Source organism: Actinoplanes sp. NPDC051537 (assembly GCF_055586105.1).
The window spans coordinates 309403-322545 of record NZ_JBVJIU010000012.1; the positions used below are offsets into that span (position 1 = coordinate 309403).

The 13143-nt window shown below is 72.6% G+C and carries 10 protein-coding genes and 1 riboswitch; of the genes, 3 read left to right on the forward strand and 7 right to left on the reverse strand.

The features are described 5' to 3' along the window. Window positions 1-195 precede the first annotated feature (195 nt). On the reverse strand, window positions 196-1818 hold the full coding sequence (gene groL, locus ACZ6TB_RS29570) for a chaperonin GroEL (protein WP_465559170.1): 1623 nt from the start codon (window positions 1816-1818) through the stop codon (window positions 196-198). Window positions 1819-2084: 266 nt separating this feature from the next. Further along, a complete protein-coding gene (locus tag ACZ6TB_RS29575) occupies window positions 2085-2987 on the reverse strand; it encodes a hypothetical protein (protein WP_465559172.1) in 903 nt (300 codons plus the stop codon). A gap of 144 nt (window positions 2988-3131) precedes the next feature. On the opposite strand from ACZ6TB_RS29575, the gene ACZ6TB_RS29580 reads away from it, so the two are divergent. Then, window positions 3132-3593, forward strand: coding sequence for a GNAT family N-acetyltransferase (locus ACZ6TB_RS29580; RefSeq protein WP_465559297.1), 462 nt, complete (start codon window positions 3132-3134; stop codon window positions 3591-3593). Next, the gene (locus tag ACZ6TB_RS29585) at window positions 3593-4081 is read left to right on the forward strand and encodes a hypothetical protein (protein ID WP_465559175.1); all 489 of its coding nucleotides are present in this window, start codon (window positions 3593-3595) and stop codon (window positions 4079-4081) included. Before ACZ6TB_RS29580 ends, ACZ6TB_RS29585 begins: the two co-directional genes overlap by 1 nt. Here the strand turns inward: ACZ6TB_RS29585 and ACZ6TB_RS29590 are convergent. The 4 genes from ACZ6TB_RS29590 to ACZ6TB_RS29605 form a co-directional block, all read right to left on the reverse strand. Beyond that, on the reverse strand, window positions 4020-4997 hold the full coding sequence (locus ACZ6TB_RS29590) for a GNAT family N-acetyltransferase (protein WP_465559178.1): 978 nt from the start codon (window positions 4995-4997) through the stop codon (window positions 4020-4022). The two genes, ACZ6TB_RS29585 and ACZ6TB_RS29590, sit on opposite strands and share 62 nt — an antisense overlap. Before the next feature lie 243 nt (window positions 4998-5240). Next, window positions 5241-6521, reverse strand: coding sequence for a threonine synthase (gene thrC / locus ACZ6TB_RS29595; protein ID WP_465559181.1), 1281 nt, complete (start codon window positions 6519-6521; stop codon window positions 5241-5243). A 10-nt stretch (window positions 6522-6531) separates the two neighbouring features. Beyond that, window positions 6532-6666: riboswitch (SAM riboswitch) on the reverse strand. Window positions 6667-6743: 77 nt separating this feature from the next. Further along, window positions 6744-7643: an ABC transporter permease gene (locus tag ACZ6TB_RS29600; RefSeq protein ID WP_465559184.1), complete on the reverse strand. Its 900-nt coding sequence runs from the start codon at window positions 7641-7643 to the stop codon at window positions 6744-6746. Further along, the gene (locus tag ACZ6TB_RS29605; RefSeq protein ID WP_465559186.1) at window positions 7640-10387 is read right to left on the reverse strand and encodes an alpha/beta fold hydrolase; all 2748 of its coding nucleotides are present in this window, start codon (window positions 10385-10387) and stop codon (window positions 7640-7642) included. The genes ACZ6TB_RS29600 and ACZ6TB_RS29605 overlap by 4 nt, the downstream gene beginning before the upstream one ends. Before the next feature lie 236 nt (window positions 10388-10623). Between ACZ6TB_RS29605 and ACZ6TB_RS29610 the strand changes: the two genes are divergently transcribed. Beyond that, window positions 10624-12834 carry an AAA family ATPase gene (locus ACZ6TB_RS29610; protein ID WP_465559188.1) on the forward strand — a complete coding sequence of 737 codons (2211 nt, stop codon included), beginning with the start codon at window positions 10624-10626 and terminating at the stop codon, window positions 12832-12834. Here the strand turns inward: ACZ6TB_RS29610 and ACZ6TB_RS29615 are convergent. Beyond that, window positions 12831-13133, reverse strand: a complete 303-nt coding sequence (locus ACZ6TB_RS29615; RefSeq protein WP_465559191.1) for a DUF3263 domain-containing protein — start codon at window positions 13131-13133, stop codon at window positions 12831-12833. The genes ACZ6TB_RS29610 and ACZ6TB_RS29615 overlap by 4 nt on opposite strands. Between the last annotated feature and the right edge of the window lie 10 nt (window positions 13134-13143).

Here is a 13143-nt window from a genome sequence, read left to right on the forward strand (position 1 = left end):
GCGTATGGGTAAGCAGAGCGACCACCACGCGCGCATGGGTAAGCAGAGCGACGGCCACGCGCGCATAGGTAAGCAGAGCGACGGCCACGCGATGGGCCGCGCCGGGCGAGCAGCGCCATGGGTCGCGGCCGGGCGGGCAAAGCGAAACGGGCGGGCCGCCGAAGCGACCCGCCCGTTCGGTAAAACTGACTGGACTCAGAAGTCCATGTCACCGCCGCCCGGGGCGCCGGCCGGGGCCGGGTTCTTCTCGGGCTTGTCGGCCACGACGGCCTCGGTGGTGAGGAACAGCGCGGCGATCGACGCGGCGTTCTGCAGCGCCGAGCGGGTGACCTTGGCCGGGTCGATGATGCCCGCGGCCAGCAGGTCGACGTACTCGCCGGTCGCGGCGTTGAGGCCGTGACCCGCGTCGAGGTTGCGCACCTTCTCGACCACGACGCCGCCCTCGAGGCCGGCGTTCACGGCGATCTGACGCAGCGGGGCGTCGAGCGCGAGCTTCACGATCGTCGCGCCGGTCGCCTCGTCGCCGACCAGGTCCAGCTTCTCGAACGCGGTCTTGCCGGCCTGCACGAGCGCGACGCCACCACCGGGGACGATGCCCTCCTCGACGGCCGCCTTCGCGTTGCGAACGGCGTCCTCGATGCGGTGCTTGCGCTCCTTGAGCTCGACCTCGGTGGCCGCGCCGACCTTGATGACCGCAACGCCGCCGGCCAGCTTGGCCAGGCGCTCCTGCAGCTTCTCACGGTCGTAGTCGGAGTCCGACTTCTCGATCTCGGCGCGGATCTGGTTGACCCGGCCCTGGATCTGCTCGGCGTCACCGCCGCCGTCGACGATCGTGGTCTCGTCCTTGGTGATGACGACCTTGCGAGCGGTGCCCAGCAGGCTCAGGTCGGCGCCGTCGAGCTTGAGGCCGACCTCCTCGCTGATGACGGCGCCACCGGTCAGGATGGCGATGTCCTCCAGCATGGCCTTGCGGCGGTCACCGAAGCCCGGGGCCTTGACGGCGACGGACTTGAAGGTGCCGCGCACCTTGTTGACCACCAGGGTCGCCAGGGCCTCGCCCTCGACGTCCTCGGCGATGATGACCAGCGGCTTGCCGCCCTGCATGACCTTCTCGAGGATCGGCAGGAGGTCCTTGACCGCGGAGATCTTGCTGTTCGCGATGAGGATGTAGGGGTCGTCGAAGACGGCCTCCATCCGCTCGGCGTCGGTCATGAAGTACGCCGAGATGTAGCCCTTGTCGAAGCGCATGCCCTCGGTGAGCTCGAGCTCGAGGCCGAAGGTGTTGCTCTCCTCGACGGTGATGACGCCTTCCTTGCCGACCTTGTCCATGGCCTCGGCGATGATCTCGCCGACCGTGGAGTCACCGGCGGAGATGGAGGCGGTGGAGGCGATCTGCTCCTTCGTCTCCACGTCCTTGGCGATCTGCGTGAGACCCTCGGAGACGCTCGCGACGGCGGCCTCGATGCCCCGCTTCAGGGCCATCGGGTTGGCGCCGGCGGCCACGTTGCGCAGGCCCTCACGAACCAGCGCCTGGGCCAGGACGGTCGCCGTCGTCGTGCCGTCACCGGCGACGTCGTCGGTCTTCTTCGCGACCTCCTTGACCAGCTCGGCGCCGATCTTCTCGTACGGGTCCTCGAGCTCGATCTCCTTGGCGATGGATACACCATCGTTGGTGATCGTGGGGGCGCCCCACTTCTTCTCGAGCACGACGTTGCGGCCCTTGGGGCCGAGCGTCACCTTGACGGCGTCGGCGAGCTGGTTCATGCCCCGCTCGAGGCCCCGACGAGCTTCCTCGTCGAATGCGATGATCTTGGCCATACGGCGTTGTCCTCCTGGACATTCGCGGTGGGGGCCGCATGGGCCCGCACATTGCGGAACTCTGCGGACGTCACCACCTGGCGATGTGACGTCCTCAGGCCGAGCCGGATAGCCCGCGACGACCGGCCCCGTGCCCCGGCGCCGATGGCGGCGCCGCGACCGGAACCCCACCGTCCCGACCTGCTTGGCACTCACCAGTCGCGAGTGCCAATGACTTGTTTAGCACTCCCGGGGGGCGAGTGCAAGGAAACGCCACCTTGCGCGGATCAGTCCAGCTCCGGCCGGGAGAGCTCGGCGAACAGGGATCGGCTGGTCACCGGGCCTTCGGCTCGGCGGGCCTGCGCGTACGCCAGCACGGCCGTGATCGCCCAGAGCAGAACCGCCGCCACCGCCACGACGGTCGACGCCAGCGCGCCCCACGCCGCGTCGGCCAGCCGGGGCAGCACGGTGACCGCGAGCGAGGCGAGGGCCGGAACCGTGAGCGAGCCCTTCGAGCACAGATGCGCGGCCCGGCGCGGCCCGTGCCCGCGCTCGATCAGCACCACGCAGCCGAGCATGCCGGTGAAGGTGAGCACCCCGGTCGAGAGCACCGTGAGCGGCGCCGCCACGGCCAGGCCCAGCGTGTCGGTGGTGAGCAGCAGCGGCAGCGCCTGGGTCACCACGCCGAAGAGCGCGAACCAGAGCCAGAGCGGGCGCAGGCGGTAGGCGACCAGCCACCAGACCGTCCGCGGCGACGGCCGCGAGCCGGTGGCCGCCTCGGCGAGCGCGACCGCCACCACGCCGGCCAGGCAGATCACCAGCGGCAGCGCCGAGACCGTGAAGTAGGCCAGCCACATCAGCGGGAGCAGCAGCAGGCCGAAGCCGCCGAGCAGATCGGAGAGGGCGGGCGCGGCGATCACGGTGTCGTCGACCCGGCCGACGAAGAAGTGCATGGGCACCGCGGCGAGCGCGCCGACGGCCAGCAGCAGGGTCGCGCAGCGCCGGAGGACGCCCCGGGCGCGAGTGATCACGGGGACCGGGCCGGGCGGCGGGACCAGCGGGTCGTTCTCGTCGAGAATCAACGCCGCCGGGTGACTCAGCTCGGCCGTACGCGACTCGGGGTCCCACGGGTCGGCGGCCGTCACCACCGGGCCCTCGACCATCGTGAAGCGGTCCTCGCCCTCGTCCATCGACACACCTTGCCCCAACCCGGCGCCGGTCCGCCACCCGTCCGGTTCCGGCCAAGCGGGTTGCCGCCGACCCCGGCACAGGGTAGGGAGAACACCGTGAACAGCTGGCGCGTGCACCGGGTGACCGTCGACGACGCCGCGCGGATGCGTGCCCTGCGCCTGGAGATGCTGGCCGACACCCCGCTCGCGTTCCTCGAGACCCTCGCCCAGGCCGCGGCCCGCCCGCACGAGGCCTTCCGGCGGCGCCTCGCCCAGGCCGCGACCGGCTGCCAGACCGCCCAGTTCGTGGCCGACCCGGGCGGCCGGGGCCGGCTGATCGGCCACGCCGGCGGCACCGTCCTGCCCGAGGAGCCCGAGTCGACGGTGGTGTTCGCGGTCTACGTGACGCCGGCACACCGCGGCGGCAAGGTGCTGGCCGAGCTGGTCGAGGCGGTGGCCGCCTGGTCCCGCTCGTGCGGCCGGGAGAGCCTCATGCTCGAGGTGGTCGTCGGCAACGGGCGGGCCGTTCGCGCGTACGAGAAGCTGGGATTTGAAGACACCGGCGAGCGCGTGCCGCATCCGGTGCTCCCCGCCCTCACCGAGCTGCGCATGCGCCGGCGCATCTGATGCGGCGGCATCACCTGCGCACCGCGGTCACCGCCGCCAATGCCACCACCGCCGTGGGCCTGATCGTCGCCGTGCTCGGCGGCGCCCGGGTCCGGCGCGGCCGCGACGGCATCCTGATCGGCGAGAACTACCGCCGCAAGGCGCCGCCGGCCACCTGCTTCACGGTCGGCTCGGTGATCATGTGCCGGCGCAGCGCCGAGTGGCTGCTCGCGGACGAGCGCTCGGCCCTGTTCGGCCACGAGAGCCGGCACGCCGGGCAGTACGCGTGGCTCGGACCGCTGTTCTGGCCCGCCTACTGGACGGCCTGCCTGTGGTCCTACACGGCGACCGGCTCGTGGGGCGCCCACAACGTCTTCGAGCGGCGAGCCGGGCTCACGGCCGGCGGCTACCCCACCGACCTGCCGCTGCGACCATGGCTCGCGCGTCTCAGAGGTCCCGCTGCCAGAACAGAACCGACTCCACCGGCCGGAAGCCCATCGCGCGATTGATCCGCATCATGTGCTCATTGGTCGCGGCGTTGAAGGTGTCGATCTCCTCGACGCCCGGCCGGTAGGTGCGGACCTGGGCCAGGTTGGCCAGCTTGATGAGCAGGCCGAGCCGGTGGCCGCGGTGCCCGGGCGCCACCAGCGTGGCGTTCTGCCAGGCGTGTGCCGGCCGGTAGGACGAGCAGTTCATGGTGGTCCAGGCGACCAGCCGCTCGCCCCGCAGGGCGCCGGTGTGGAACGTGCTCCGGCCCCGCCGGGCGCGGGCCGCCTCGTCCGCCCGCAGCCGGTCGGCGTCGATCCGCTCGGGTTCCCGGTCGAGGTCGCCGGTGGGCGCCTCGGTCAGGAAGGTGCTGTCCAGGGCCGCGGCGTCCTCGATGATCTCGTCGGGCGCCACGCCGGTCCACTGCACGAGGTGATAGCCGGTGGCCCGCTCCCACGCCTCGGCCAGCTCGCCGTCGAGCCGGGCCTGATCGCCCGCGCGCACGTCGAGCCGGCTGCGGATCTCCTCCAGCCCGGCCCGCGCGCCCATCGCGGTCGCGAAGGACGACCCGTCCGGGTGACGCTGGATCGTGCGCCCGACGAGTCGCACCCGGCCGTCGGCTCGGGCCCGGTCGACGGCCAGCTCGTAGAGGGCCCGGCCCACGCCCCGCCGCCGCGCGGACGGCAGCACCCGCAGCTCGACGTCCAAAGTGCCCAAATTGTCGGCTTGAGAGAAGGCGAGCTCGAGGTGGCCGACCGGCTCGCCCGCGAGGCGCGCCAGGTAGTGCTCGACCGCGTAGCTCGCGGCCGGCGTCGCCACGGTGGCCGCGAACGCCGCCGGCGTGAGCGGCTCGATGTCACCGCGGTCGCGGACGGCACAGGCGCGGTAGATCTCGTAGGCGTCGGCCGCCGAGACGAGCGGGCCCGTGGAAAGCGTCATGGCCGCCACCCTCGCGGGTCGACGGCCATGACGCGAACGAATTTGGTCGGGAGGGTGGACGCACAGCGCCTCCGGCACTGGGGTCGTTGGGCACCTCGAGAGATTGTCGCCAAGCTCGAAAGGTGAGGGGCCTCGTACGGCGTCGGCCCTCCCGCAGAGAGCATCTTGCCGACGCTGAGATGCCCGCGCAAGTCCTCCGGGGATGGAATCTTCAACTATTGGCAGACAGTCGATTACCGACAGTCATCCCAGCAGGCCGGCCTCTCGGGCCCCGCGCAGCGACGGCTTGATCTCATGAGTGGGTCCGACGAGCCCCGCCACCGCGTCCAGGGTCTTGAGTCCCTCGCCCGTGTTGTAGACGACGGTCTCCTTGTCGGGGTCGAGCTTGCCGCTCGCCACCAGCTTCTTGAGCACCGCGACGGTGGTGCCGCCCGCGGTCTCGGCGAAGATACCGGTCGTCTCGGCGAGCAGCCGGATGCCGGCGCGGATCTCGTCGTCGTCGGCGTAGTCCATCCAGCCGCCGGTGCGCCGGACCGACTCGATGGCGTACGCGCCGGCCGCCGGGTCGCCGATGTTCAGCGATTTCGCGATGCCGGTCGGCTTCACCGGGACGATCTCGTCGGTGTCGTTGTGCAGCGCCACCGCGATCGGGTTGCAGCCGGCCGACTGGGCGCCGAAGACGGTCCAGCCGCCCTCAGGCGCGGTGGCCAGGCCGATCTCGACCAGCTCCGAGAACGCCTTGTCCACCTTGGTGAGCAGCTCGCCGGAGGCCATCGGGATGACGACCTGGGCCGGGATGCGCCAGCCGAGCTGCTCGGCGACCTCGTAGCCCAGCGTCTTGGAGCCCTCGGCGTAGAACGGGCGGACGTTCACGTTCACGAACGCGGTGTCCTCGAACTCGTCGGTCTCGACCAGCTCGCCGCAAAGGCGGTTCACGTCGTCGTACGAGCCCTCGATCGCGACCAGCTCGCCGCCGTAGACCGCAGTGGTGATGACCTTGCCCTGCTCCAGGTCGTACGGGATGAAGACGATGCTGGGCACGCCGGCCCGGGCGGCGTGCGCGGCCACCGAGTTGGCCAGGTTGCCGGTCGAGGCGCAGGCGAAGCGGGTGAAGCCGAGGCCGCGGGCGGCGGTGAGCGCCACCGACACGACCCGGTCCTTGAACGAGTGGGTCGGGTTGGCCGAGTCGTCCTTGACGAACAGCGGCGCGCGCAGCCCGACGGCGGCGGCCAGTGCCGGCGCGCTCACCAGCGGGGTCAGGCCGGGGTCGAGGGTGACCCGGGTGGCCGGGTCCTGGCCGGCGGGCAGCAGCCCGGCATAGCGCCAGATGTTCTGCGGTCCGGCCTCGATCTGCTCACGGGTCACCCGCGCGAGAGCGGCCTGGTCGTAGGCCACCTCGAGCGGGCCGAAACACTCGTAACAGGCATGCTGGGCGACCAGCGGGTATTCGGCGCCGCACGCGCGGCAGACGAGGCCACGGGCCGGGGAGTCGGTGGCAGAGGGTGTGCTGACGGCAGACGTCATCGAGGCCTTCCTCTCATCTTTCCCCGCGGCGACCTGCCGGGCGGGGACGGAATTAGCACCTGCCGCGTGCGGCCTCGTCATCGAGACAAACACGGTGGTTGCCGGGGCTTCATCGGGCCGTTCCCTCTGCCCCTCTGGATGAGGTATTCAGTTGTGTTTCCAACACCTTACGTCGCCCTCAGGAAAAGGCGATCCCGGTATCCCGAGGTGTGAGCGACCTCCCTACGAGGTGATGTCCTTCCGGGTGAACCGCCAGAACGCCAGCGACCAGAACAGCGTGGCGTAGCAGACCGCCGCGATCGCCCCCTTGACCAGGTCATCCACCTGTGGCGGGGTGGAGAGCAGGCCGAGCCAGGCGTCGCTGTAGTGGGTCGGCAGGCCGACCCGGATGCTGCCCAGGGCGGTGATCTGGTCGAGGATGCTGGAGAGGATCCAGAGCAGCACCGCGCCGCCGACCGCGCCCAGCGCCGCGTCGGTCAGCACCGAGAGCAGGAACGCCAGCCCGGCCACCACCATCATGATCACGGCGAGGTAGGCGACGATGCCGAGCAGCCGGAGCAGCCCCTGGCCGGGCGGGATGGCGGCGGCCACCGTGCTGCCGAGCGGGTGCCAGCCGTACCGCAGGGTGCCGACGAGCAGGCCGGTTGCGGTCAAGATCAAGAGCGCCAGCAGCGCGTACGCGAGAGCCACCACCAGCTTGACCGCCAGCAGCCGCGCCCGTGGCACCGGGATCGCCAGCAGATAGCGCAGGCTCCCCCAGCTCGCCTCGCTGGCCACCGGGTCGCCGCAGAACAGCGCCACCACCACGACCAGCAGGAAGCCGGCCGAGACCGCGAGGCAGAACAGCGCGAAGTTGAGCCCGCCCGAGGTGGCCAGGTCGACCAGGCTGCCGAACGCCCCGCCGCCGTTGTTGTCGTCGCCGCCGTTGCCGCCGCCGAACTCGAACGCGACCAAAATGATCAAGGGCAACAGAACCATGAAACCCAGGGCCAATTGGGTACGCCGACGCGTCGCCTGCCGCTTGACCTCGGCCCACACCGGCAGCGTCGCCGACGCCCGCCATCCCACCGCCCCGCCCACCGCCCTGGTACGGACTGAAGGCTTGCCCGCTGCCGCGCTCATCGGTCCCCACTTCCCCGCGAGTTGTCGCCGACCAGGGCCAGGAACGCGTCCTCGAGCCGCCGGCGCGGCACCACCCGGTCGACGTCGACGCCGGCCCGCACCAGCGAGGCCACCACCTCGGCCCGGGGTGTGCCGTTCATGTCCACGATCAGGCCGGACGGCCCGTCCGGGGTCACCGAGCGCACGCCCAGCTCTTCCAGCACCCGGGAAGCGGCCGGCACGTCGGAGACGTCGAGCAGCACCGACGGCGACTCCCCGACGATGTCGTCGACCGGGCCCGACGCCACAATCCGGCCCTTGTTGACCACCACGGCGTGCGTGCAGGTCTGCTCCACCTCGGCGAGCAGGTGGCTGGAGACCAGCACCGCCCGGCCGTCGGTCGCGTAGCGCTTGAGCACCCGGCGCATCTCGGCGATCTGCGGCGGGTCGAGCCCGTCCGTCGGCTCGTCGAGCACCAGCAGCTCGGGCAGGCCGAGCATGGCCTGGGCGATGGCGAGCCGCTGACGCATGCCGTGGCTGTACTTGCGGGTCTTGCGGTGCACCGAGTCGCCGAGGCCGGCGATCTCGAGCGCCTCCTCGAAGTGCGCGTCCGCCTCGGGCCGGCCGGTGGCCTGCCAGTACGCCTTGAGGTTGTCGTAGCCGCTCAGGTGCGGCAGGAAGCCGGGGCCCTCGACCAGGGCGCCGACCCGGGACAGGATCGGCGCGCCGGGCGTCAGGCGGTGGCCGAAGACCAGCGCGTCGCCGCCGGTCGGCATGGTCAGGCCCATCAGCACGCGCAGGGTGGTGGTCTTGCCCGCGCCGTTGGGCCCGAGCAGGCCCACGACCTGGCCGCGCTCGACGGTGAAGCTGATCGTCTCGACGGCGACGAAGCCGTCCCCGTACGCCTTGCGGAGGTCGCGCACCACCAGCGGCGTGTCCGCGTACTCCGCGAGAACCTCGTCGTGCCGGCGGCGCCGCAGCTTGCGGCGCACGAGCAGCACCACGGCGAGGCCGAGCACGATCGCCACGATCAGGCCGGCCAGCACGTATCGCCAGATGGTCTGCGGGTTGGCGATCGGGGTCCCGACGACCGTGGGCAGGGTGACCGTGGAACCCACCGCCACGGTGTAGACGGCCGGCCGCGCCGGGGTGAGAAACGCCTGATCGCTGGTCGCGACCGCGACCCGCAGGGAGTGCCCGACCTCGATCTGCCGGACGATCGCCGGCAGCGTGACCGTCACCTCGGGCGCCTTGTCGATCGTGGCCGGCAGACCGGTGAGGCGGACCGGCGCGACCAGGCCCGCGCTCAGGGTCTGCACGCCCGACTCGTCGACGTCGTAGAGCTTGACGAAGAGCGTCGCCTCCCCGGTCGGCGAGGCCGCCCGCAGCCGGACCGCCGGCGCGCCCGCCACCTGGATCGCGCCGTCGAGCGGCTTGGACGTAAATGTTGCGTATTGCCCGGGGATATCCCCGGCCACGCCGCCGAGCAGTTCACTCAGCCGACCGCCGGCGCCGGGCAGGGAGGACAATGCGCCGGGGTTGCCGTTCGGCGGATTCGCGATCGGTTGCGCCGCGCCGGCGAGCGCGACCTGCGTCGTCTCCGTTCCGCGCAGCCCCGGATAGGCCTTCGTCGAGTACCCGTTGGTCACCAGGCCCCGGTCGAGCGCGCTGAAGCCCGCGACCCGGGAGTAGGTGAAGCTGTTCTCCGGCGCCGCGCCCTCGCCCTTCACGTAGTGGTCGAGCCACTGGACGGTGAGGTACTTCACCCGGTCCTGATCGGTCTGCGGACCGGCGCCGCCGTCGTGGCCGCCGGTGAACCAGGCCACCCGCACCGGCGTGCCGTTGGCCGCGATGCCGCGCGCGTTGGCGTCCGCCTCGGAGAGCGGAAAGAGCGTGTCGACCTCGCCCTGGATCAGCAGCGTCGGCGCCTTGATCTTGTCGAGCACGGTGGCCGGGCTCGACCGGCGCAGCAGGGCCAGGGTCGCGGCGTCGGGCTCGCCGGCGGCCGCGAGCTGGAGATAGGCCGCGCAGACGTCGGCCGCGAACCGGCCGCACGCGGGGTCGGCGGCCGGCGCCGCGGCCTCGGCGTCGGGCTGACCGATCGCGGCGCCGTTGCCGAAGTAGAGCCCGGCCCAGCCCTTCTTGAAGACCCCGGTCGCGGTCGTGTCGGCGGACTGCGGCAGGAACACCTTCGTCAGGTCGTTCCAGGTGATCGACGGGACGATCGCGTCGACCCGCCGGTCCTGGCCGGCCAGCATCAGGGCCAGGCCGCCGCCGTAGGAGCCGCCGACCACGCCCACCCGCGGGTCGCCGGGCGCGTCGAGGCGCACCTCGGGCCGGGCCGCGAGCCAGTCGAGCAGGCCCTGCGCGTCCTTCACCTCGTAGTCGGGGCTGTCCAGGTGGATCTGCCCGCCGCTGCGGCCGAAGCCCTGGGCCGTCCAGGTCAGCACCGCGTAGCCGCGGTCGGCGAGGGACTGCGCGTCGTCGCTCACCGAGTCCTTGGTGCCGCCGAAGCCGTGCGCCAGCAGCACGGCCGGCACCCGCCCGCCGCGGTCGCGCGGCAGGTAGAACCGGGTGTCGAGCTCGACCGGCTGCCCGCCGGCCGGGCCGGAGCGCACGGTGATCCGCTGGTCGGTCGCCGTCCAGCCCGGCGTGTCGGGCCACACCGCCCAGCCGACGAGCGCGGCGACCAGCACGAGGACCACCGAGCCGGCCACGATCCGGCGACGAGTGACCGCTTGGCGCAGCCGGCCCGAGAGTGACATGCGGCCAAAGCTAGCCGCCCGGATCTGAGCCTCGGCTGTGAACCGTCTCAGCCGTCTCAGCCGTGACCGCCGTGACCGCCGTGACCGCCGGGCCAACCGGGCCAACCGGGCCCACCGGGCCCACCCCCTCCCCCGCCCTGTTGGGTGGGCGGCCAATCTACGGCGGGGGTACGACAACTTCGGTGACTCATCCACAGCGCGACGTCCACAGCGCGACGGCGATAGCGTGTATCACTGTGTCTCCCGAACTCACGCTGACCGTCACGCTGCGGCCGGCGGCCCTCGACGCCCGCCGCGGTATTGTCCGCCTCCACCCCGAGGTGATGGCCGCGCTGGCGATCAACCCCGGCGATCCGGTGCGGCTGGCCGGCGCCCGCACGACCGCGGGCGTGGCCGCGCGGGCCGAGACGGGCGCGAGCCGGGCGCTGCTCTACGCCGACGACCTGACCATCGGCAACCTCAAGATGCGCGACGGCGGCCAGGTCACGGTCGCGCCGCTGCCGGTGGTCGAGGCCCGCCGGGTCACGCTCACCGGGCCGCCCGAGATCGTCGCCGTGGTCTCCCCCGAGATGCTGCGGCTGGCCTTGCTCGGCAAGGTGGTGAGCGCCGGCGACGACGTCTCGCTGCTGCCGCAGGACGTGCTGCCCGACGCCGGCAACCGGTCGCTGGTCGAGGCGGCCCGGCGCAGCCTCGCCAACCGGGTCGGCTACGGCTGGACCAGCGCGCTGCTCGCCGTCACCGCCGTCGACGACACCGACGCCGCCCTGGTGACCATGGACACGGTGGTCGGCTGGGCCGACGGCTACCACACGACCGGCGGCACGGCGTCGACCCCGGCCGTCCGGGCGGGCGCGCCGGCCGCCACCGATCCCGAGGTGCCGCCGCCCAGCCTCGACGACCTGCCCGGCCTGCGGGCTCAGGCCAAGGAGCTGGAGGAACTGCTCGACCTCGGCTTCCACCACGGCGAGGTGCTGGCCCGGCTGGGCACGAAGGTCTCGCTCGGCGTGCTGATCTCCGGGCCGTCGGGGTCGGGCAAGTCCGCGCTCGTACGGGCGGTGGCCGCCGCCGTGGGCGCGCGGGTGCTGCCGGTCTGGGCGCCCTCGCTGGCCGCGCTCACCAACGACGCCGCCGCCCAGCAGCTGCGCGCCCTGGCCCGCGAAGCCCGCGGCGAGAGCCCCTCGGTGCTGCTGTTCTCCGACGTCGAGGCCCTCGCGCCGCGCGACGAGCCGGGCCCGCTCGCCACCGTCTTCCACCAGGTGCTCGAGGAGACGGTCCGGGCCGGGGTCGCGGTGATCTGCACGACGAGCCGGCCCGAGTCGGTCGACCCGTCGCTGCGCGCGCCCGACCTGCTGGCCGTGCAGCTCGCCGTGCCGCTGCCGGACGCGGCCATGCGGCGCGAGCAGCTCGGCGTGCTGACCCGCGGCATGCCGCTGGCCGAGGACGTACGGCTGGACGACGTCTCCGGCCGTACGCCCGGTTTCGTCGCCGCCGACCTCGGCGCCCTCGCCCGTGAGGCCGGCGTCCGCGCCGCCCTGCGGCAGAAGGAGGCCGAGTCGCCGACCGTCACCATGGCCGACTTCGAGGCCGCGCTCGACGTGGTCCGTCCCACCTCGATGGCCGACTCCACGCTCGAGGTCGCCGCCGTGACCCTCGACGACGTGGGCGACCTCGCCGACGTCAAGCAGGTGCTCACCGAGTCGGTGCTGTGGCCGCTGACCTATCCGGACACGTTCGCCCGGCTCGGCGTCTCCCCGCCCCGCGGCGTGCTGCTCTACGGCCCGCCCGGCTGCGGCAAGACGTACCTGGTCAAGGCGATCGCCGGCACCGGCAAGGCGAACGTGCTCTCGGTCAAGGGCGCCGAGCTGCTCAGCAAGTGGGTCGGCGACAGCGAGCGGGCCGTGCGCGAGCTGTTCCGCCGGGCCCGGGAGGCGGCGCCGACGCTGGTCTTCCTCGACGAGGTGGACGCGCTCGCGCCGACCCGCGGGCAGGCCACCGACGGCGGCACCGCCGACCGGGTGGTGGCGGCCCTGCTCACCGAGCTCGACGGGGTCGAGGAGCTGCGCAACGTGGTGGTGATCGGCGCGACCAACCGGCCCGATCTGATCGACCCGGCGCTGCTGCGGCCGGGGCGGCTCGAACGGCTGGTCTACGTGCCGCCGCCGGACGGCTCGGCCCGCGCGGCGATCCTGCGGGCCTCGTCCAAGCAGGTGCCGCTGGACGAGGCGGTCGACCTCGATGCGCTCGGCGACGACCTGGACGGCTTCTCGGCCGCCGACTGCGCGGCGCTGATCCGGGAGGCGGCGCTGGCCGCGATGCGCGACTCGCTGGAGGCGACCACGGTCACCGCGGCGAACGTGGCGACGGCGCGCGAACGGGTCCGGCCCTCACTTGATCCGGCCCAGGTGGCGTGGCTCTCGGCGTACGCGAAAGAGCACCAACCCGGCTAACGACGGCGCGTGCGTGCTCTCGTGGCCCGGAGGCGCCGCAGGCGGCCGACGAGAACCGGATCGTGCTCGGTCGCCTCGGGCTTGTCGAGAAGCGCGTTGAGCACCTGGTAGTACCGGGTCGAGGAGAGGCCGAAGGTGTCGCGGATGGCCTGCTCCTTGGACCCGGCGTGCTTCCACCAGCGGCTCTCGAAGCCGAGGATCTCGCGCTCGCGATCGGTGAGGCCCGATTGGTCCGCCGTGGCCGGAACGTCGGCTTCCCGAGGGGCCGGGATGTGCTGGGTGGACTCCTCGGGCTGCATGGTGCTCCTC

Excerpts from the sequence above, each read along its gene's own strand:
- groL (WP_465559170.1), bottom strand. The coding sequence starts at position 1,818 with ATGGCCAAGATCATCGCATTCGACGAGGAAGCTCGTCGGGGCCTCGAG.
- ACZ6TB_RS29575 (WP_465559172.1), bottom strand. The coding sequence starts at position 2,987 with ATGGACGAGGGCGAGGACCGCTTCACGATGGTCGAGGGCCCGGTGGTG.
- ACZ6TB_RS29580 (WP_465559297.1), top strand. The coding sequence starts at position 3,132 with ATGCGTGCCCTGCGCCTGGAGATGCTGGCCGACACCCCGCTCGCGTTC.
- ACZ6TB_RS29585 (WP_465559175.1), top strand. The coding sequence starts at position 3,593 with ATGCGGCGGCATCACCTGCGCACCGCGGTCACCGCCGCCAATGCCACC.
- ACZ6TB_RS29590 (WP_465559178.1), bottom strand. The coding sequence starts at position 4,997 with ATGACGCTTTCCACGGGCCCGCTCGTCTCGGCGGCCGACGCCTACGAG.
- thrC (WP_465559181.1), bottom strand. The coding sequence starts at position 6,521 with ATGACGTCTGCCGTCAGCACACCCTCTGCCACCGACTCCCCGGCCCGT.
- ACZ6TB_RS29600 (WP_465559184.1), bottom strand. The coding sequence starts at position 7,643 with ATGAGCGCGGCAGCGGGCAAGCCTTCAGTCCGTACCAGGGCGGTGGGC.
- ACZ6TB_RS29605 (WP_465559186.1), bottom strand. The coding sequence starts at position 10,387 with ATGTCACTCTCGGGCCGGCTGCGCCAAGCGGTCACTCGTCGCCGGATC.
- ACZ6TB_RS29615 (WP_465559191.1), bottom strand. The coding sequence starts at position 13,133 with ATGCAGCCCGAGGAGTCCACCCAGCACATCCCGGCCCCTCGGGAAGCC.